The sequence below is a fragment of the Pseudomonas fildesensis genome, assembly GCF_001050345.1.
In the GTDB taxonomy this organism is placed as follows: Bacteria; Pseudomonadota; Gammaproteobacteria; order Pseudomonadales; family Pseudomonadaceae; genus Aquipseudomonas; species Aquipseudomonas fildesensis.
The window spans coordinates 208,775-229,586 of record NZ_LFMW01000039.1; the positions used below are offsets into that span (position 1 = coordinate 208,775).

The window sequence follows — 20,812 nt, forward strand, 5'->3', positions numbered from 1 at the left end:
GGCGGCCGCCGGGGTAAAAATCAGTTCCACAAGCCGATTTTTTCCAGTTCCTGCTTGAAGTTGTCGCGGGTGATCAGCGTCACTTCATCCATGGCGGTGTACTTCGGGGGTTCCTTGCCGGTGGTGACCCAGTCGAACATCATCTTCGCGGTGTTGTAGCCCTCGATGTGCGGGCTTGGCAGCATCGAACCGAAGAAGCCGCTGTTGGCTTTCTTCAATTCGCCGATGGCGTCGGTGCCATTGATGCCGATGCCGATCACGTTGGCTGCGGCAAAGCCGGCGCTTTCCGTGGCGCGCACGCCGCCGAGCACGGTGTTGTCGTTCATGCCGCCGATGATCAGGTTTTTCGCACCGCTGGGCAGTTTGACCAGCGCCGAGTTGGTGGCGTCCATGCTGCCGGGTACATCGAGAGTCTTGGCGGCGGTGAACAGGATGTGGTCCTTGGGCATGCCGGCTTCTTCCAGGGATTTTACCGAGCCGTCAGTGCGTTTTTTGCCGGTGTCGAGTTCGTTGAAGGTGTTGATCACCGCGTAGGTGTCCTTCCAGTCCCAGCCGCGTTTTTTCGCCTCGGTCGCCATGGCGGCGCCCTGCTTCTGGCCGACTTCAAAGGCGGCCATGCCGAGGTACGGCACGTCCTCCATGAAGTTGCCCTTGGCGTCGACGAAGCGGTCATCCACGGCAATTACTTTCAAGCCGTTGGCCTTGGCTTTGGCGACGATGGCCGGGCCGAGGGACACGTCCGGCGGGCAGATCACGAAGCCCTTCGCACCGTTGGCGGCCAGGCTGTCGATGGCCGAGAGGGTTTTCTCGCCATCGGGCACGGCGATCTTGATCACGGTGAAACCATGCTCTTTGCCGGCTTTTTCGGCGAAGGCCCATTCGGTCTGGAACCATGGCTCTTCAGCCTGCTTGACCAGAAAACCGATCTTCACTTGCTCAGCGGCCAGCAGCAGGCCGCTCACGCTCAGGGCCGAGACCGCCACAGCGGCGCAGCACAGGGAACGCAAACCACGACGACGATTCATACGGGTGACTCCTTGTTGTTGTTTTTAAAGTCTTGGGTTTAACCAGCAAAGCGGTGACAGGGTGTGCCTGGCACGTCAACCTCGACGGCCAGTACCGCGCCATCCAGGGGGTGATCAAGGGGGCTAGCGGCGCTGGTGATGTAGAGGGTGGTGAGGTTCGGCCCGCCGAAGACACAACTGGTCGGGCGGCTGACGGGCAGTTCGAGGATGCGGTCGACCTCCCCCTCCGGCGTCAGGCGCAGCAGGCAACTGCCGTCCCAACGCGCGTTCCAGATATGGCCCTCGGCGTCCATGGCCGAGCCGTCCGGCCCACCGCGCGCGTGCGGGCCAAACCACACCTGAGCGTCGTGCAAACGGCCGTCAGGCTCGATTGAATGCTGATACAGCGTGCCATCCAGGCTGTCGCCAAAATGCACCTGGGTGCCGTCCTCGCTCCAGAGCAAGGTGTTGGGGATGCCCAGGCCGTGCAGCAGCGGCGTGACCTGCGCATCGGCGTCGATGCGAAACAGGCCACCGGAGCGCCGGGTGATGGGCAAATCTTCACCCTGCTCGCCGATGTTGTTCTGCATGGTGCCCAGCCACAGCCGGCCCTGGGCATCGCAGCGCGCTTCATTGCCACGGTTGCCCGGTTGCGGGTCGGCCACGCACAGCAGGGTCAAGGCTTCGGTCGCCAGGTCCAGCCGATAGACGCCGCTGCTCAGGGTCACCAGCGCATCACCGCTTTCACACGGGATAAACGCGGAGACATGCTCCGGCAACTGCCAAATCTGCAACTGCCCGCCCATCAGGCGAAGGGCCTGTTTGCCGGCAATATTGACCCAATACAGTGCCTGGGTCGGCGCGTCCCAGAACGGACCTTCGCCCAACTGCGCACGGTGCGGGGTGACTGCGTTCAACGGCATGCTGCCTCCTGTTTTTTACAGTGCATCGCGCGATGGCGTGCCATCCACTAGCCGCTGGATACGCAACGGGTTGGCGTTTTTCAACGCGTCGGGCAGCAGGCTATCAGGGTAATTCTGGAAGCACACCGGGCGCAGGAAGCGGTCGATGGCCAACGTGCCGACCGAGGTGCCACGGGCATCGGACGTCGCCGGGTACGGGCCGCCATGGACCATTGAGTCGCAGACTTCCACGCCGGTTGGATAGCCGTTGAGCAGGATGCGGCCGACTTTCCGCTCCAGCAACGGCGTGAGTTGGGCGAACTGCTCGAAGTCGGCCGGCTCGCCGATAATCGTTGCAGTGAGTTGGCCGTGCAGGCCATTCAGCGCGGCGCTGAGTTGCGCCTCGTCGGCCACTTCAACGAACACTGTGGTGGGGCCGAACACTTCTTCCTGCAGCACTTCATCACCGTCGATCAGCAGGCGCACGTCAGCCTTGAACAACTGCGGCTGCGCCTGATTGCCCGCCTGGGCGCTGCCGGCCAGATGTTGAATGCCAGGGTGCGCCAAGAGTTTTTCCAGGCCCTTGCCATAGCTGCTCAAGGTGCCGGCGTTAAGCATGGTCTGCGCCGGTTGATCACCGATCAGTTGCGCCACCTGTTGGGTAAATGCAGTGAATGCGGGCGACGCGATCCCGATCACCAGGCCGGGGTTGGTACAGAACTGACCGCAGCCTTGCACCACCGAGGCGGTCAGGTCGCGGGCGACGCTTTCTGCTCGCGCCTGCAACGCCTGAGGCAACACGATCACCGGGTTGATGCTCGACATCTCGGCGAATACCGGGATCGGTTGCGGGCGCGCCGCTGCCATGTCGCACAGCGCACGACCGCCCTTGAGCGAGCCGGTGAAACCGACCGCCTGGATCGCCGGGTGCTTGACCAGCGCTTCGCCGACGCCGCCGCCGAAGATCATATTGAACACACCCGCCGGCATCTCGGTGGCCTCGGCGGCCCGAATGATCGCATCGGCGACCTGTTCCGCCGTCGCCATGTGCCCGCTGTGCGCCTTGAACACCACCGGGCAGCCGGCCGCCAACGCAGCAGCGGTGTCGCCGCCTGCGGTGGAAAATGCCAGGGGGAAATTGCTCGCGCCGAACACCGCCACCGGGCCGAGGCCGATGCGGTATTGGCGCAGGTCCGGGCGCGGCAGCGGTTGACGGTCCGGCAGTGCCTTGTCGATGCGTGCACCGTAAAAATCGCCGCGACGCAGCACGGTAGCGAACAGGCGCATCTGGCCGCTGGTACGCCCGCGTTCGCCTTTGATACGCGCAGCGGGCAGCGCTGTTTCACGGCAGACCAGTTCGATGAAATTATCGCTCAGGGCATCCAGTTCGTCGGCGATCGCATCCAGGAACTGCGCGCGGCGCGCGGCGCTTAACACCCGGTAAGCCGGGTAAGCTGCTGCGGCAGCCTTGGCGGCAGCGTCGACTTCTTCCGGGGTGGCCTGGTAGAAGTCCTGAGGCAAGGCTTCGCCAGTGCTGGCATCGACGCTTTGCAGCTTGATGCTGCCGTTGGCGCTGCGCTGGCCGCCGATGTAGTTGTGGCCGAGGAACTGGGTCATGTTGATCTCCTTTAAAGGGTGACGACGTTGCCGGGTTCGAATGCCGCATGGGCGCTGCCGACACTGTTGATCAACGGCGCGCCGAACTCCGCCTGGCTGATCTCGAACACATCGCCCGGTTGGGTACGTATACCATCGGCGAATGACAGGGTGGCAGTGCCGAAGAAGTGGATGTGCACGTCTCCCGGCTTGAGGAACTGGCTGTATTTGAAATGGTGGTACTCAAGGTTTTCCAGGCTGTGGCACATATTGGCCTCGCCACTGAGGAATTCGTTCCGCCAGATCTCCTCACCGTTGCGCAGGATACGGCTGGTGCCGGCCAGGTGCTGGGGCAACTCGCCCACGCGCAGTTCCGGGCCATAGCTGCAACTGCGCAGTTTGGAGTGCGCCAGGTATAGATAATTTTTGCGCTCCATCACATGGTCGGAGAATTCATTGCCCACCGCGAACCCGAGGCGATAGGGCTTGCGGTCGTGGCCGATCACGTACAGGCCGCCGATCTCGGGCTCTTCACCGGCGTCTTCAGCAAACGGTGGTACCGGGAAAGCCTGGCCAGGGCGCACGACGATGCTGCCGTCGCCTTTGTAGAACCATTCCGGTTGTACGCCCGCCTGGCCCTCCGCTGGTTTGCCACCTTCCACGCCCCATTTGAAGATGCGCATGGTGTCGGTCATCGCGCTGTCATCACCGGCCTGCTGGTGCATTTTGTCCCGCGCCGAGGCGCTGCCCAGGTGGGTCAGGCCGGTACCGCTGATCAGCATGTGGGCCGGGTCCGGATGGTCCAGCGGTGGCAGGATTTTCAGGTCGGCCAGCAGCGCGGCGTAGTCGTAACTGTCGCCCAGGCCCAGGCTGTCCACCTGTTGCTGCAACTTGACGCCCGCCTCGATGGCCGCCAGCGCCAACTCGCGCACGCTGCGGGCCGTCTTCACTTCGCGCAACTGGGTGCCTTCCACCACACCGACGCGGCGCTCGCCGTTGCTTAACTCGAACTGAACTAAACGCATGAAGCTTCTCCTGGATTAAGTACGTGTGGCGCCACGAGCACTGGCGGCGAATTGGTCGGCGGGCAGCACATGCTTACGCTCCAGCAGGCGGTAGACCACGCCGGTCAGCAGCAGCCCGAAGACCATGACGGCCGACAGGAAGTACAAGCCCGAGGCCAGGTTGCCGGTGTATTCCTTGAGCGCGCCGATCACGAACGGACCGATATAGCCGCCGAGGTTGCCCACCGAGTTGATCAGTGCAATGCCCGCCGCCGCACTGGCACCGGCAAAGAACCGCCCCGGCAAGGTCCAGAACACCGCCGTGCAGGAAAACATCGCGAACGCCGCCAGGCACAGCGCCGCCATCTGCAATACCGGCACGCTCAGCCAGGCACTGAGGAACAGGCCGATGGCGCCGAGCACGTAGAGCACGGCGAGATGGCCGTAGCGGTCGTTCAAACGGTCGGAACTGCGCGGAATGATCAGCAGCCCGATGATCCCGAAGATGTACGGCACGGCGGAGACGAAGCCGGTGGTCAGGTCACTGCCGCCGAACTGTTTGATCAGGGTCGGCAACCACAGGCCCAGGCCATAGATGCTTAAGGTCACCGGCAGGTAGAACAGCGCCAGCAGCAACACGCGCTTGTCCTTGAGGGCGTGCAGCGGGTTGCCGTGGCGCGTCTGGCCGTAGGCTTGCAGGTCTTTATTCAGCTCGTCGGTGAGCCAGGCCTTTTCGTCCTCGCTCATCCACTTGACCTGCTTGGGGCCATCCGGCAGGTAGCGCAGCACCGGCCAGGTCAACAGGATCGCCGGGGTGCCGATCACGATAAACAGCCACTGCCAGCCGTGCAGGCCGAAGATGCCGTCCATGCCCAGCAGGCCGCCGGACACCGGGCCGGTAATCATCATCGCGATGGGTTGGGAGAGGATGAACAGCCCGAGGATCTTGCCGCGATGGCGCACCGGGAACCACTGCGTAATGTAGTAGAGGACGCCCGGAAAGAACCCGGCTTCAGCCGCGCCGAGCAGAAAGCGCATCACATAGAAGCTGTGTGGCCCTTGCACAAACGCCATGCCGATGGTGATGGCGCCCCAGGTCAGCATGATCCGCGCGAACCAGCGCCGCGCGCCGAAGCGGTCGAGCATCAGGTTGCTGGGGATCTCGAACAGGAAATAGCCAATGAAGAACAGCCCCGCGCCCAGACCATACGCGGCGTCGCCGATACCGACGTCGGCGCCCATGTGCAGCTTGGCGAAACCCACCGCCGAGCGGTCCACGTAGGCGATCAGGTACAGCAGGATCAGGAAGGGAATCAGTTTCAGCGTGATGCGCCGTATAAGCCGCAGTTCCTGGCTCATGGGGTCGATCTCCGATTGTTGTTTTTATAGAAGCTCGGGGCACGCCTCTCGCGAAAATTCGCCAGGGCCATACCTCAGTTAAGACCGACTATATAGTATGACTATTTGCAAAACAACACTTCCAAAGCTTCGATTTTGCGCTTATGTTTAGCTACGCATAGATCATATAGTCATACAATAAGAGAAACCGACATGCCTGATAAAAAGCCCGGCCTACGCTCCGCCCAGTGGTTTGGTACCGCCGACAAAAACGGCTTCATGTACCGCAGCTGGATGAAAAACCAAGGCATCGCCGACCATCAGTTCCACGGCAAACCGATCATCGGTATCTGCAACACCTGGTCGGAGCTGACCCCGTGCAACGCGCACTTCCGCCAGATTGCCGAGCACGTCAAACGTGGGGTGATCGAGGCCGGTGGCTTCCCCGTGGAGTTCCCGGTGTTCTCCAACGGCGAATCGAACCTGCGCCCCACCGCCATGCTCACCCGCAACCTGGCGAGCATGGACGTGGAGGAAGCGATTCGCGGCAACCCCATCGACGGCGTGGTGCTGCTGACCGGGTGCGACAAGACCACCCCGGCGCTGCTGATGGGTGCGGCCAGTTGCGACGTGCCAGCCATCGTGGTCACCGGCGGGCCGATGCTCAACGGCAAGCACAAGGGCCAGGACATCGGTTCGGGCACGGTGGTGTGGCAGCTCAGCGAACAGGTCAAGGCCGGCACCATTACCCTGGATGATTTCCTCGCAGCCGAGGGTGGCATGTCGCGCTCGGCGGGCACCTGCAACACCATGGGCACCGCGTCGACCATGGCCTGCATGGCCGAAGCACTGGGCACCTCCCTGCCCCACAACGCGGCGATTCCTGCGGTGGATGCGCGGCGCTATGTGCTCGCTCACATGTCCGGCATGCGCGCCGTGGAGATGGTGCGTGAAGACTTGAAGCTGTCGAAGATCCTCACCAAGGAAGCTTTTGAAAACGCGATCCGCGTGAATGCGGCCATCGGCGGCTCGACCAACGCGGTAATCCACCTCAAAGCCATCGCCGGGCGTATCGGTGTCGAGCTCGACCTCGACGACTGGACCCGCATGGGCCGCGGCATGCCGACAATTGTCGACCTGCAACCGTCGGGGCGTTTCCTGATGGAGGAGTTCTATTACGCCGGTGGTTTGCCCGCCGTGCTGCGCCGCCTCGGTGAAGCCAACCTGATCCCGCACCCGAACGCCTTGACGGTCAACGGTAAGTCTCTGGGCGAGAACACCAAGGACTCGCCGATCTACGGCCAGGACGAAGTGATCCGCACACTCGACAACCCGATCCGCGCGGACGGCGGCATTTGTGTGCTGCGCGGTAACCTCGCGCCGCTGGGCGCCGTGCTCAAGCCCTCCGCCGCCAGCCCGGAGCTGATGCAGCATCGTGGCCGCGCCGTGGTGTTCGAGAACTTCGACATGTACAAGGCGCGCATCGACGACCCGGAACTGGACGTGGATGCCAATTCGATCCTGGTCATGAAAAACTGCGGGCCCAAGGGTTACCCGGGCATGGCCGAAGTCGGCAACATGGGCCTGCCGGCCAAGCTGCTGGCCCAGGGTGTGACCGACATGGTGCGGATTTCCGATGCGCGCATGAGCGGCACGGCGTATGGCACGGTGGTGTTGCACGTGGCGCCGGAAGCTGCCGCCGGCGGGCCGTTGGCCACGGTGCAGGAAGGCGACTGGATCGAGCTCGATTGCGCCAATGGCCGCCTGCACCTGGACATCTCCGATGCAGAGTTGGCGGCGCGCATGGCCGACCTGAAACCGCCGCAAAACCTGATCGTCGGCGGCTATCGCCAGCTGTACATCGACCATGTGCTGCAGGCCGACCAGGGGTGCGACTTTGATTTCCTGGTGGGTTGCCGTGGGGCCGAAGTCCCCCGTCATTCCCACTAAGTGGGATGCTATGATGCCGCCTATTTAGCCAGAGCATCGCCCCTGTTATGGATCACCAGCCGCCCAAGCCACGCAAGAGCATGCACGCCCAAATCGTTCAGGACTTGGGCATGCACATCGTTTCCGGTCGCTTCAAGCCCGAAGAACGACTGCCCATGGAAGCCACGCTCTGCGAGGAATACAAGGTCAGCCGCTCGGTATTGCGCGAAGCGACCCGAGTGCTCAGCGCCAAGGGCCTGGTGTATTCCAAGCCACGGGTGGGCGCGGTGGTGCGGCCACGCTTGAAGTGGCATTTGCTCGACCCGGACGTACTGTCCTGGCTGATGCAGTCCACGCCCCACAGCGAATTTTTCAACACCCTGGCCGGTGTGCGGCGAATCCTCGAACCGGAAATCGCCGCCATGGCCGCGACCACCGCCACCGACGACGACATCACCACCATCGAAAAAGCCTACCTCGGCATGGAAACCGCGAATACCCACGAAGAGCTGTTGCAGGCTGACCTGGACTTCCACCGCGCGATTGCCGACGCCACCCGCAACGACTTGCTCGCCTATATGTGCAACATGCTGTCGTTGCCGTTGCGCGAGTCGATCAACATCACCAACCGCCGCCCGGATATCCAGGGCCTGAGCCTGCCGCGCCACAAGGCGATCCTCACCGCCATCCAGAACCGCGACGCCCTCGGCGCCCGGCATGCGTCGCTGGTGCAACTGGATGACACGCGCGTGGCGCTGGATACGGTGATGAATGTGCTGACGCCGCTTTAACGCCAGGTGAAAAAATGTGGGAGGGGGCTTGCTCCCGATGGCGGTGGATCAGTCACAGCAACATTGACTGGTCTACCGCCATCGGGAGCAAACCCCCTCCCACATTGGGTTCGGCGTGGGCCGTTACAGGGTGTAGGCGATTCCTACCTGCACTGTACGCGGTGCGCCTGGGTAAGCGTAAATGTTGCCGAACGCACCCTCTTCAAACTCGCGGTTGAACAGGTTCTTCACATCCAGGTTCAGCCGAACTTTCTCGTTGACCTTGTAGTAGCTGAGCAGGTCGACCACCGTGTAGGCATCCATCGAGAACGCAGTGTTGGACGTCTGCCCGGCGCGTTCATCCACGTACTTGGCACCCGCGCCAAGCCCAAGGCCCTTGAGGGCGCCGTCCTGGAATTCGTAGACGTTGAGCAGGCTGAAGCTGTTGCGCGGAATGTTCAGCAAACGGGTACCGGAGCGGATCGTGTTGTCCTTGGTGACTTCGGCGTCCACATAGGCATAGCCACCGATCACGCGCCACTCAGGGGTGATATTGCCGGAGATGTTGAGGTCAAAGCCACGGCTGCGCACTTGGCCTGCGGCGACGTTGAAGGTTGAGACCACGGGGTCGGTGGTGAGGACGTTTTTCTTCTCGATCTGGTAGATCGCCGCGTCAACACTCAATTGGCGATCCAGAGCTTCCCACTTGATGCCCATCTCGTAGGACTTGCCTTTCTCTGGCTCGAACCCGCCACCGAGACGCGCAGCGCCGGTGTTGGGCTTGAACGAGCGCGCGGCGTCGGCATAGACCGCGACGGTGTCGGTGAGGTCGTAGATCACGCCCACGCGTGGAGTGACGGCATTGTCCGCCGCCTGAAAACTGCCAGGCCCCTGCAAGTAGGACGTGTAATCATGTTCAAAACGTTCGAAGCGCGCACCGGCCAACACTTTCAAGCGCTCGGTCAGCGCCACTTGGTCCTGGACGAAGGCCGCGTACGTCTTGAGGTTTTCCTTGTCGTGGGTCGTTGTGCGCGTCAGCGGTGGACGCGTCTGGCCATATACCGGGTCGAAGATATCGATCGGGTAAGTGCCGGCTGTGGCGCTGGAGCGCTGGATGATCGAATTGTAGTCGTAGTCTTCGTACTCGATGCCGGTCAGCAAGGTGTGATCAAAGCCACCTGTTGAAAAATGGCCCGTCAGGTTGAGTTGGTAGTCCTTGTCGGTCCACTCAAGCTTGCGGTAGTTGAAGTTGCGTTGCAGCGTGCGGCCATCTGCGCTCAGGCCGTTGGCTTCGATGGCGTTACCTTGCAAGGTGCCGTCCAGCCATTGGAAACCGCCGCCAAGGGTCCAGTTTTCATTGAGCAGGTGCTCAAAACGCAACTGGGCCATGTTGTTGTCGTTATGGAGTTTGCCGACATCTTTATCGCCCCAGAAAGTATCGCGCGACGCGGTGCCTTTCTGGTTGGGATAACGCGTCAGCCCACGGTCAAGCGGGTGATTGTTGCGCATAAAATCGCCTTCGAAGATCACCTTGGTGTCATCGCTGGCTTGCCACGTGATAACAGGCGCCACGCCGTAGCGCTCAGTTTCGACATGGTCACGGAAGGTGTCGCCGCCCTCGCCCACCACGTTCAGCCGATAGGCCAGGCGACCTTGCTCGTCCAGCGGGCCTGCGGCGTCGAGCGTTGCACGCTGCATGCCCTGGTCGTTGAGCTGGCTGCCGAGGGTCACCGTCGGTTCGGCCAGCGGTTGCTTGGAGACCACGTTGAAAGTGCCGCCGGGGTCGCCTCGGCCGTAGAGCATGGTCGCTGGGCCGCGCAGCACTTCCAGACGCTCGATGGTATTGGCGTCCGGCATGTTCGGGTAGCCACGATTGATCGGGAAACCGTTGCGGTAGAACTCGCCCGTGGTAAAGCCGCGCACGGTGAAGGTGGTGAGGCCCTGCCCGCCGAAGTTGTTCGCGCGGCCCACGCCACCGGCGTAGTCCAACGCATCCTGCAGGCGCGTAGCGCCGATGTCCTCGACCACTGCTTTGGACACTACGCTGATCGACTGCGGTGTTTCATGAATCGAGGTGTCGGTACGCGTCGCACTGGCCGAACGTGTGGCGTGGTACCCCTGCACCGGCCCTTGCGCCGTCTCGTAGTCCGCCGCGCCGGTTACAGTGGTCGCTTGCAGCTCAAGACTGGTTTTTTCGGAGGAGGCAACGTCTGCCCATGTGAAAGGGGAAAACGCCTGAAGCACGCAGAGGGAAATCAGGGTACGACGCATGGATGTTGGACCTAGTGAATGAGCCAGTTGGGGCGGCATATCTGCCAATAAATCGCCGCGTATCGTATACCAAACAATTCTTGTTTGATATGAATTCTCATTCACTGCTTTTTGAATAACAGCTTTTTACCAAACCCCAACCCGACAAACGTCCAGCCGAAAAAAAGCCACTCAATTGAGTGGCTTATAAAACCGCATAGCGCCTCAGCGATAGCGTTCCAGCCAATGCGCGTAAGGGGCGGGCAAGGTCCAGGAGGACTTCTCGACGCCCAGCTCTTTCGCCGCAAAGTAAGCCCAATGCGGATCAGCCAAGTGCGCGCGACCGACCGACACCAGGTCGAGTTGGCCGGCCTGCAATGCGCCTTCCGCCAGTTGCGGCGTGCCAAAGCCCCAGGCCGACGTCACCGGGATACCGGCTTCACGGCGCACGCGCTCGGCGATAGTGCCCATGAACGCGGGACCCCACGGAATGTTGGTGTCGGGGATAGTGAAGCCGACGCTGACGCTCAGCAGGTCCAGGCCGCCAGCCTTGAAGCGGCGGGCCAGTTCGATGGATTCGGTGAGGGTCTGTTCGTCGCGGCCGTCGTATTCGATCACGCCGAAACGTGCGGTCAGCGGCAGGTTTTCCGGCCAGACTTCACGCACGGCGGCCAGGGTTTCCAGGAGGAAACGGCTACGGTTGTCGAAGCTGCCGCCGTAAGCGTCGGTGCGCTGGTTGGAATGTTCGGAGAAAAAGCTCTGGCCCAGGTAACCGTGGGCGAAGTGCAGTTCGATCCACTCAAAACCGGCGTCACGGGCGCGGCGTGCGGCATCGACGAAGTCCTGGCGCACCCGGGCAATATCCTCCAGGGTCATGGCGCGTGGCACTTGGGGCAGGTTGGCACCGAACGCAATCGCCGACGGTGCGATGGTTTCCCAGCTGCGCGCATCGGAAGTCGGCATGTGGTCGTCGCCTTCCCACGGGCGGTTGGCGCTGGCCTTACGACCGGCATGGCCGATCTGGATGCCCGGCACCGAGCCTGCAGCCTTGATGGCCTTGACCATCGGCACGAAGGCCTCGGCATGCGCGTCGCTCCAGAGGCCGGCACACCCTGGGGTGATACGGCCTTCAGGGCTAACGGCGGTGGCCTCAACGACGAGCAAACCGGCGCCGCCACGGGCCATGCTGGCCAGGTGCACGAGGTGCCAGTCGTTGACGATGCCATCGTCGGCCATGTATTGGCACATCGGAGGGATGGCGATGCGATTGCGCAGGGTCACGTCTTTGAGTGTGTACGGTTCGAACAATGCGGACATGGGTGAGCTCCCGAGAGTTGATGTCTGTTTCGATAGTTCGATGGTAATCGAACTATGGTGTTAAACGATACCCCCCTGTTATCATTCAGCTCATGCGAGCCTTTAAACACCCCCCTCTTCAAGACCTGACACTCGAACGCCTGCTGTATGCGTTGAGCGACCCGGTGCGCCTGGAAATCGTACGCTGCCTGGCCGGCGTGCCCGAGGCCACGTGCGGCGAACTGGACGGCGGGCGGCCTAAGTCCAGCATGTCCCATCACTTCCGGGTGCTGCGCGACGCCGGGCTGGTGCACACCCGCAGTGCGGGTACCACTCATCTGAATTCGTTGCGCAGCGATGTGCTGGAAGAGCGGTTTCCCGGGTTGCTCGCCAGCATTCTTGCCCAGCGGTAGGTAGGGTCAATTCAGCAGGTCTTGAGTATTAACTCACTGCCCTATTTTGCGGACGGGGGCACATCGAGCATCTGCGCTCTATAGACTTTGTAAATCTGTTGCACTTCAGGATTATCTAGGTTTTCGTAGGTAATCCCTTCCTTATCGAGGCCATCCAGCCCCTTGATACCACCAATCATTCCTGGCCACTCATCACGGTGGGCAATATCTACCACGAAGGGTTTCAGGTAATTATTCAGATGCCCTTTGAATGGCGCCCCTCTCTCTTCACTGAGTGCTCGAAGGTAGTCGTCCTTGTTCGTTCTCGACCACTCAATCGCGAACTTTGCTCGATAACAAAGTTCCATGAAAACAAGCAGAATCGTGCGGCCATTTCCATCGAGAAAAGGATGAGCAAATGCCAATTGACCCATCACATCGCCAGGATGATCTCTAAAGCGCTTCTTGTTCGAAGCCAGTTCAAGGGCATAGTCAACGGAGAGCTTGATCGAGCCAGGATGCTCGAAGACAGTATGGCGGGGATCGTCCTGTGAACCCTTGAAAACTGCAAGATGCGGTACGAGATCATTTCGGTCTTTACCTGCCCAATGATAGAAGTCAGAGAACAAGATCTCGTGCACTCTAAGTAGGCACTTATAATCAATCGGTTTTTTCTTAGCCAAGTACCCAAGCGCATCTTCCATGCTCAGTTCAAACGAAAGATGCTCGGACTCTTTTACCTCGACGGGATCTTTAAGCTGTAAAGCATTTTGAAGATACCCAGCGGTTTAAAAATCGCCGAAGGGATCAAAACTCATGCGCTGAGTTTCTTCTTCGAGCGCCGCTTCTCCTGAAGATAGCTACCCTGAAGAGCCAGGGTTTCTGACTTGCTCAGAATGCCTTTCCTCTTAAGATTTACCAACAACTGCTCCACACCATCCAATTCAACTACATCCCCAGCCAATCCGGTGATCGCCACAGCCATACGGCTTACAACGTCACGTTCAGCAGTGACATGATGAGCTTTCGCCAGCCTGCGCACTTTGCCAGCAACACTGTCATCGGTTGTTTTAGTCATCTGAAATCCCTCAATTTGCCCTCCGAGCATAGCATGGCGGCGGCCCTTACTCTCAAGCCAACTCAAAGAGTGCATAGCTGATTTTATCCGCAGCTGTGGCCATGGTTACCCACCCCCACCGAACCTTTCACGTTAAACCAGCGTCCGAGCTAAGGCACTGTTGCTTACCGCTCGCGCGAGGTCCTCGTTTGAAAGCCGCCATCATCAAAAAATACCGCCTGATCATCAAGACCATGGGCTACGTGGGCTGGGCCCTGTTCTGGCTGTTGCTGTGGGACGTCGCCGTCACCGTGGACTTCATGCTGTTTCTCACCGCCAAGATCAACCTGCCGCTGATGCCCCTGACCTTGCTCGGCTCGGCGCTGGTGGTGCTGATCAGCTTTCGTAACAGCAGCGCTTACAACCGCTGGTGGGAAGCCCGCACCCTGTGGGGGTCGATGGTCAACAACTCGCGCAGCTTTGCGCGCCAGGTGCTGACCCTGATGGACGACCCGGACGGCGAAGTGAACCCGGTCAAGGCCACCTTGCTGCGTCGCCATGTGGCCTATGTGAACTGCCTGGCCGCGCACCTCAAGGGCGAACCCTGCCCCCAGGAAGTACGGGCCTTTATTCCCTCCGAGGAATTTGCGCGCAACGGCGCCACCAACAACTTTGCCAATGACATCCTGACCGGCTCGGCGGCGCTGCTGGCCAAGGAATACAAGGCCGGGCACCTGGACAGCATTCGCCTGGCGCGGCTGGAGTCGACCCTGGTGGACCTGTCCAACGCCCAGGGCGGCATGGAACGTATCGCCAACACGCCGCTGCCCTACCCTTACGTGTATTTCCCGCGGCTGTTTATCTCGCTGTTCTGCCTGATCGTGCCGGTGGGCCTGGTGGAGTCCCTGGGCTGGTTCACCCCGCTGGCCTCCACGGTGGTGGGCTTTATGCTGCTGGCCATCGAACGCATCGGCACCGACCTGCAAAGCCCGTTCCACTCCAGCGAACACCAGATCCAGATGGAAACCATCTGCGAAACCATCGAGAAAAACCTGCAGTCGATGCAGCGTGATGCGCTGGGTGGCGAGCGCATCGGCTAAACACCCCCTTTCGGCCTCAAGTGCTTGCCCCCGCAGTCGATATAGTGGGGGTACGCATGGGCCACACACCCCCTCCTAAACAACACATGCGACGCTCATCGCTACCGTTTTTCCTTGCCAAAACTATAAATACCCGCGGGAGAAGTCATGAATATCAAGCAGAAGCTGACCTGGGCGTTTGCCACCATCGCGTGCCTGCCAGTTATCCTGGTGGCCGTGCTCGTTGTGCTGAATGTGCGCGACGGGGCCCTGGCCAATTTCCTCGACAGCAGCGGTCGCGAGATTCGCCAGATCGACAATGGCATGAAGCAGTTTTTCGACGGCATCAGCCAGAACGTCGACTTTGTGGCCAAGGACCCGCGCGTTGTCGCGGCCAAGGACCTCAAGAGCTACGCCGGCGCCGACGCCGCGCAAATCCCCCTAACCCCTACCAACAAAGACCTGTTGGCGATTTTCGACCAGTTCGCCAAGAGCCACCCGAGCACCGCCTACCTGTCCCTGGGGCTGAGCGACGGCGGCTACGCCAGTTGGCCTGACGACACCAAACTGAACAACTACGACCCGCGCGTGCGCCCCTGGTACAAAGCTGCCATCGCCGCGCCGGGCACCACCGTGCGCACCGGCGCCTACTACTGGGCCCCGGACGATGTGGTACTGATCGGCACCGTGCACACCGTCGCCGACGCCACCGGCAATATCCTGGGCGTGGTCGGCCTGGATGTGTCGCTCAAGCAACTCACCGAACTGGTGCGCAACATCAAGCTGGGCGACAGCGGCTACCTGATGCTGGTGGAAGCCAACGGCAACGTGCTGGTGGACCCCAGCGACGCCAAGCACAACTTCAAGCCCCTGGCCGATATCGGCCCCAACTATGCCGAACTGGCCAAACGCGGCGATGGCGTGACCCAGATCGAGATCAATGGCGTGCCGTACATGGCCAACGTGGTCAGTTCCCAGGGCCTGGGCTGGCGTTTTATCGGCTTGATCAAGCGTGACGAAGTGATGGCCGGCGCGACCAGCCTGACCTGGCTGATCGCCGCTATTGCGGCGGCACTGGCCGTGGTGTTCGCGATTGTCGGCGCCAGTTTCGCCAGCGTGATCGTGCGCCCGATTCGCGGCGTGGCCGACGGCCTGCAAGAGATTGCCGAAGGTGAAGGCGACCTCACCCGCCAGCTCAAGGTGCAGGGCAAGGACGAAACCGCCAGCCTGGCGGGCTGGTTCAACCAGTTCCTGAGCATGATCGCTCAACTGGTGCAGCGCATCGGCAACGCCTCCTCCGACCTGCAAACCGCCGCCGCCGATACCCGTGAAGTCGCACACAACATGAACCAGGCCGCCGGTCGCCAACGCGAAGCCGTGGAACTGGTGAGCACTGCGTTCAACGAAATGGTGGCCACCTCAAACGAAGTCGCCCGCTCCTGCAGCGCCGCCGCGACCAGCGCCGACGAAGGCTATCGCGATGTGCACAACGGCCAGCAGCACATCGGCGAAGCCACTGGCAGCGTGCTCAAACTGAGCGAAGACTTGCAAAAGTCGACCCAGACCATGCAGTTGCTCGAACAGGACAGCAAGAACATCAACACCATCCTCGACACCATCCGCTCCATCGCCGAACAGACCAACCTGCTGGCACTCAACGCTGCGATTGAAGCCGCACGCGCCGGTGACCAGGGCCGTGGCTTTGCCGTAGTGGCCGACGAAGTCCGCGCCCTCGCCCGACGCACCGCCGACTCCACCGGCGAGATCGACAGCCTGCTCGGCAACCTCGCCCGCCGCACCCAGGAAGTTACCCTGCAGATGCAGGGCAGCCTGCAGGTCTCGCACACCAGCGTGGAACGCATCCAGCAGGCCCGCGACAGCTTCGACAAGATCCTTGGCTCGGTGGACTCGATTCGCGACCAGAACACCCAGATCGCCACGGCCGCCGAAGAGCAACACCAAGTGGCCGAAGAGATCAACCGGCACATCGCGCAGATCCATGCCGATGCGCAGTTGGTCGAGGAATTTGCCCACACGGCGCAAACCGGGTCCGGGCGGTTGACGGATATTTCGGGGCAGCTCAAGGGCTTGGTGGGGCGGTTCAAGTTCTAAGCGCGTTAACGAGGGGTGAACCGTTCACCGCCTTGACTCTCCCCTGCAAACTTTAGGAGATGGTGCCGTCGCAGAACAAGGCCCTGGCCTGCAGGCGGTGCGCGTCAGTCGACTGACCGTGGTGACTATGTGATCGCGTACGCGCTGCCGTAGCCGCTCAGGGCACCTGGCGGTGTTCTAGCCGGCGCCCTGCTGATACTCCCGAGGCGTACAGCCAAACTCGCGACGAAACACCGTGTGCAGGTACTGCGCCGACTTGAAGCCGCACTTGGCCGCAATATCGGCAATCGCCAGCTCATGGTTTTCCAGGCCCTTGGCCGCGGCTGTGAGTTTGAAGCGCAGGATCTCGTCGTGCACGCTGCAACCGCGCACCTTGCGAAAATGCGCTTCCAGGGACGACCGTGATACGCCGACATAGGCCGCGACTTGTGCGGTCTTGATGCCCTGGCAGGCGTATTGACGGATAAACAGCAGCGCCTGCATCACGTACGGATTGCCCAAGGGTTGATGCAGGCTGGAGGCTTGCACGTTGATCGCGTCCGGCGGTACCAGAATCTGCGTGCCCGCGCAGGGTTTGCCGTGCAGCATTTGATGCAGCAGGGCCGCAGCGGTACGGCCCATGGTCTCGGTGCCCTGGATCACTGAACTCAGCGGTACGCGCGTGAGGGTGCGGGTCAGCGGGTCGTTGTCGATGCCGATCAACGCGACCTGCTCCGGCACCGCGATGCCGGCGGTGAGGCAGGCCTGCAGCAGTTGCCGGGCGCGGGCGTCGGTGACAGCGATGATGCCGATGGGTTTGGGCAGGCTCTGCAGCCAGGCGATTTGCTGTTCGACGGCGCTGTCCCACAGCGGCGCGCTGGTGCCCAGGCCGCGATAAACCTCAACGTGCAAACCATCGCGTTGCAGCAGTTGGCGAAAGGCTTTTTCGCGCTCCTGGGCCCAGCGATTGGCTTGGGCTTGCGGCAGGCTGAAGCAGGCAAAACGGGTCAGGCCGGCCTCGATCAAATGCGCGTACGCCAGTTTCATCAAGGCATGGTTGTCGGTGGCCACGTAGGGAATGCCCTTGGGGTAGGCGCGCGCATCCTGGTAGGAACCACCCACCGCCACCACCGGCAGCTTGATGTCGGCCAGCGCCTCGCCGATCAGTGGGTCGTCGAAGTCGGCAATGATGCCGTCGCCCTGCCAGCGCTCGATGCCTTTGAGGCGGCAGAGAAAATCTTCTTCCAGGAACAAATCCCACGAAGCGCGGGTGCTGCTCAGGTAATTGCCGATGCCGGTGATGATGCCGCGGTCGTAGATTTTGCTGCCGTTGAACAACAGGGCGATACGGTGAACGGGCGGTAGGGTTTTCATTGTTTTTGTCCTGAGGCCTGTCGCTACAGACTAGCCCCCACCACTCAAAATCGCACTACGCTTTGGTGATTTTCATAATCGGCAGGCCCTATGCCGTTGCTAGTATCGAGACACCGCCAAGAACAATAAGGAAAACGCCATGCAGTACTTCCCCGGTGTCGAGAAGGTTCGCTTCGAAGGCCCTGCCAGCGACGCCCCCCTCGCCTTTCGCCACTACGACGCCAATAAGCTGATCCTCGGTAAGCCCATGCGCGAACACCTGCGGATGGCTGCGTGTTATTGGCACACCTTTGTCTGGCCGGGAGCGGACATGTTTGGCGTGGGCACCTTCAAGCGCCCGTGGCAGCGCAGCGGCGACCCGCTGGAACTGGCGATCGGCAAGGCCGACGCAGCGTTTGAGTTTTTCTCCAAGCTGGGCATCGATTACTACAGCTTCCACGACACCGACGTCGCGCCGGAAGGCAGTTCGCTCAAGGAATATCGCCACCACTTCGCGCAGATGGTCGACCACCTGGAGCACCATCAGGAGCAGACCGGCATCAAGCTGCTGTGGGGCACTGCCAACTGCTTCAGCAACCCACGTTTTGCTGCCGGTGCGGCGAGCAATCCAGACCCGGAAGTGTTCGCCTACGCCGCCGCCCAGGTGTTCAGTGCGATGAACGCTACCCTGCGGCTCAAGGGCTCGAATTATGTGCTGTGGGGCGGCCGCGAGGGCTATGAAACCCTGCTCAACACCGACCTGAAACGCGAGCGCGAGCAGCTCGGGCGCTTCATGCGCATGGTGGTGGAGCACAAGCACAAGATCGGTTTCAAGGGCGACCTGCTGATCGAACCCAAGCCCCAGGAGCCGACCAAGCATCAATACGATTACGACAGCGCCACGGTGTTCGGCTTCCTGCATGAGTACGGCCTGGAACACGAGATCAAGGTGAATATCGAGGCCAACCACGCGACTCTGGCGGGGCACAGTTTTCATCACGAGATTGCCACCGCCGTGTCCCTGGGGATTTTCGGCAGCATCGACGCCAACCGCGGCGACCCACAGAACGGCTGGGACACCGACCAGTTCCCCAACAGCGTCGAGGAGATGACCCTCGCCACTTATGAAATCCTCAAGGCCGGGGGCTTCAAGAATGGCGGGTACAACTTCGATTCCAAGGTGCGCCGCCAGAGCCTGGACGATGTGGACCTGTTCCACGGGCATGTGGCTGCCATGGACGTGCTCGCCCTGGCGCTGGAGCGTGCGGCGGCGATGGTGCAGAACGACCGGTTGCAGCAGTTCAAGGACCAGCGTTATGCCGGGTGGCAGCAGCCGTTGGGCCAAGCGGTGCTGGCCGGTGAGTTCAGCCTGGAGTCGCTGGCCGAACACGCGTTTGCCCATGAACTGAACCCGCAGGCGGTGAGTGGGCGCCAGGAGATGCTTGAGGGGGTGGTCAACCGGTTTATCTACACCTGACGGCAAGTCGCTTTTGTGGCGAGGGAGCTTGCTCCCGCTGGGCTGCGAAGCAGCCCCATTCCAGGCTATGCGCTTGCACCTGACACACCGCAGTGTCAGGTTTTGGGCCTGCTTCGCAGCCCAACGCGGGGCAAGCCCGCTCGCCACAAAAAAGCCTGCTCACGCTCATTACAGTGTTCGTCTACAGTTCTACCCGCATCACGCTGTGTCTATCCAACAACAATAAAAGGACGCACCACCATGAAGTCATTCAAACGCACCCTGCTCGCTACTGCCCTGGCCCTGCTCGCCCTGCCGGTGATGGCCGATTCCGCCCACCCGAAAATCGGCTTCTCCATCGACGACCTGCGCCTGGAGCGCTGGTCACGCGACCGCGATTACTTCGTCGCAGCGGCGGAAAAGCTCGATGCCAAAGTCTTCGTACAGTCAGCCGATGCCAACGAGCAGAAGCAGATTTCACAGATTGAAAACCTGATCTCCCGCGGCGTCGACGTGATCGTTATCGTGCCGTTCAACGCCACGGTGCTGACCAACACCGTCGCCGAAGCCAAAAAGGCCGGGATCAAGGTGGTGTCTTACGACCGCCTGATCCTCAACGCGGATATCGACGCCTACATCTCCTTCGATAACGAAAAAGTCGGCGAGATGCAGGCCAGTGGCGTGCTGCAAGCGGCGCCCAAGGGCAACTACTTCCTGCTCGGCGGCGCGCCTACCGACAACAACGCCAAGGTGCTGCGCGAAGGCCAGATGAAGGTGCTGCAACCGGCCATCGACAAGGGCGATATCAAGATAGTCGGCCAGCAGTGGGTCAAGGAATGGAACCCCACCGAAGCCCTGAGCATCGTCGAAAACGCGCTGACCCGAAACAACAATAAAATCGACGCCATCGTCGCCTCCAACGACGCCACCGCCGGCGGTGCGATCCAGGCCCTGGCCGCGCAGAAGCTGGCGGGCAAGGTGCCAATTTCCGGCCAGGACGCCGACCTCGCCGCGATCAAACGCGTGATCGATGGCACCCAGACCATGACCGTATACAAGCCGCTCAAGCTGATCGCCACCGAAGCCGCCAAGCTCTCGGTACAGCTGGCACGCAATGAAAAGCCTACCTACAGCTCGCAGTACGACAACGGCAGCAAGAAAGTCGACACCATCCTGCTCACCCCGACCCCGCTGACCAAGGCCAATATCGACCTGTTGGAGAAGGACGGGTTTTACACCAAAGAGCAGATTGGCCTGTAGGCACCCGCTTGCTCGCGAAAGACGTCAACGATAAC

At 61.3% G+C, this 20,812-nt stretch carries 15 protein-coding genes and 3 pseudogenes; 8 read left to right on the plus strand and 10 right to left on the minus strand.

The annotated features are described in order from the left end of the window. Positions 1-20 precede the first annotated feature (20 nt). From ACR52_RS28200 to ACR52_RS28220, 5 genes are read right to left on the minus strand one after another with little or no spacing between them, the layout of a single operon-like run. Positions 21-1,025 (minus strand): substrate-binding domain-containing protein, encoded by a 1,005-nt coding sequence (locus tag ACR52_RS28200; protein WP_048731603.1) that lies wholly within the window; start codon positions 1,023-1,025, stop codon positions 21-23. A gap of 38 nt (positions 1,026-1,063) precedes the next feature. Next, positions 1,064-1,927, minus strand: coding sequence for an SMP-30/gluconolactonase/LRE family protein (locus tag ACR52_RS28205; protein WP_048731605.1), 864 nt, complete (start codon positions 1,925-1,927; stop codon positions 1,064-1,066). Between the two features lie 15 nt (positions 1,928-1,942). Further along, on the minus strand, positions 1,943-3,523 hold the full coding sequence (locus ACR52_RS28210; protein WP_048731607.1) for an aldehyde dehydrogenase (NADP(+)): 1,581 nt from the start codon (positions 3,521-3,523) through the stop codon (positions 1,943-1,945). Positions 3,524-3,534: 11 nt separating this feature from the next. After that, on the minus strand, positions 3,535-4,527 hold the full coding sequence (gene araD1, locus ACR52_RS28215) for an AraD1 family protein (protein ID WP_048731609.1): 993 nt from the start codon (positions 4,525-4,527) through the stop codon (positions 3,535-3,537). Positions 4,528-4,542: 15 nt separating this feature from the next. Next, positions 4,543-5,865: an MFS transporter gene (locus ACR52_RS28220; protein WP_048731611.1), complete on the minus strand. Its 1,323-nt coding sequence runs from the start codon at positions 5,863-5,865 to the stop codon at positions 4,543-4,545. Positions 5,866-6,057: 192 nt separating this feature from the next. Here ACR52_RS28220 and ACR52_RS28225 point away from each other — a divergent pair, with 192 nt between their 5' ends. Together ACR52_RS28225 and ACR52_RS28230 are read left to right on the plus strand one after the other, a co-directional pair. Beyond that, positions 6,058-7,794 (plus strand): IlvD/Edd family dehydratase, encoded by a 1,737-nt coding sequence (locus ACR52_RS28225; RefSeq protein WP_048731614.1) that lies wholly within the window; start codon positions 6,058-6,060, stop codon positions 7,792-7,794. A gap of 47 nt (positions 7,795-7,841) precedes the next feature. Continuing rightward, positions 7,842-8,564: a FadR/GntR family transcriptional regulator gene (locus ACR52_RS28230; RefSeq protein WP_048731616.1), complete on the plus strand. Its 723-nt coding sequence runs from the start codon at positions 7,842-7,844 to the stop codon at positions 8,562-8,564. 123 nt (positions 8,565-8,687) lie between these two features. Here ACR52_RS28230 and ACR52_RS28235 read toward each other — a convergent pair whose 3' ends face one another. Both ACR52_RS28235 and ACR52_RS28240 read right to left on the minus strand, forming a co-directional pair. After that, a complete protein-coding gene (locus ACR52_RS28235; RefSeq protein ID WP_048731617.1) occupies positions 8,688-10,814 on the minus strand; it encodes a TonB-dependent siderophore receptor in 2,127 nt (708 codons plus the stop codon). Between the two features lie 204 nt (positions 10,815-11,018). Beyond that, the gene (locus tag ACR52_RS28240; RefSeq protein WP_048731619.1) at positions 11,019-12,110 is read right to left on the minus strand and encodes an NADH:flavin oxidoreductase/NADH oxidase; all 1,092 of its coding nucleotides are present in this window, start codon (positions 12,108-12,110) and stop codon (positions 11,019-11,021) included. Positions 12,111-12,202: 92 nt separating this feature from the next. Here ACR52_RS28240 and ACR52_RS28245 point away from each other — a divergent pair, with 92 nt between their 5' ends. After that, positions 12,203-12,502 (plus strand): ArsR/SmtB family transcription factor, encoded by a 300-nt coding sequence (locus ACR52_RS28245; protein WP_048731621.1) that lies wholly within the window; start codon positions 12,203-12,205, stop codon positions 12,500-12,502. Between the two features lie 41 nt (positions 12,503-12,543). Here the strand turns inward: ACR52_RS28245 and ACR52_RS28250 are convergent. Continuing rightward, positions 12,544-13,299 (minus strand): annotated as a pseudogene (locus tag ACR52_RS28250) (Fic family protein). Further along, positions 13,296-13,559 (minus strand): hypothetical protein, encoded by a 264-nt coding sequence (locus tag ACR52_RS28255; RefSeq protein ID WP_048731813.1) that lies wholly within the window; start codon positions 13,557-13,559, stop codon positions 13,296-13,298. Before ACR52_RS28255 ends, ACR52_RS28250 begins: the two are co-directional and overlap by 4 nt. A 188-nt stretch (positions 13,560-13,747) precedes the next feature. Here ACR52_RS28255 and ACR52_RS28260 point away from each other — a divergent pair, with 188 nt between their 5' ends. The 3 genes and pseudogenes from ACR52_RS28260 to ACR52_RS31970 all read left to right on the plus strand — a co-directional run. Next, positions 13,748-14,638 (plus strand): bestrophin family protein, encoded by an 891-nt coding sequence (locus tag ACR52_RS28260; RefSeq protein ID WP_048731623.1) that lies wholly within the window; start codon positions 13,748-13,750, stop codon positions 14,636-14,638. Positions 14,639-14,785: 147 nt separating this feature from the next. Further along, positions 14,786-15,865, plus strand: a pseudogene (locus ACR52_RS31965) (HAMP domain-containing protein); the annotation flags it as partial. Between the two features lie 327 nt (positions 15,866-16,192). Next, positions 16,193-16,729: pseudogene (locus ACR52_RS31970) on the plus strand (methyl-accepting chemotaxis protein); the annotation flags it as partial. A gap of 177 nt (positions 16,730-16,906) precedes the next feature. Here the strand turns inward: ACR52_RS31970 and ACR52_RS28270 are convergent. Then, on the minus strand, positions 16,907-18,082 hold the full coding sequence (locus ACR52_RS28270; RefSeq protein ID WP_048731625.1) for a XylR family transcriptional regulator: 1,176 nt from the start codon (positions 18,080-18,082) through the stop codon (positions 16,907-16,909). A 139-nt stretch (positions 18,083-18,221) separates the two neighbouring features. Between ACR52_RS28270 and xylA the strand changes: the two genes are divergently transcribed. Together xylA and xylF are read left to right on the plus strand one after the other, a co-directional pair. Continuing rightward, positions 18,222-19,538 carry a xylose isomerase gene (gene xylA / locus ACR52_RS28275; protein WP_048731626.1) on the plus strand — a complete coding sequence of 439 codons (1,317 nt, stop codon included), beginning with the start codon at positions 18,222-18,224 and terminating at the stop codon, positions 19,536-19,538. 240 nt (positions 19,539-19,778) lie between these two features. Further along, positions 19,779-20,777 carry a D-xylose ABC transporter substrate-binding protein gene (xylF, locus tag ACR52_RS28280; protein WP_048731627.1) on the plus strand — a complete coding sequence of 333 codons (999 nt, stop codon included), beginning with the start codon at positions 19,779-19,781 and terminating at the stop codon, positions 20,775-20,777. The last annotated feature ends 35 nt before the right edge of the window (positions 20,778-20,812 follow it).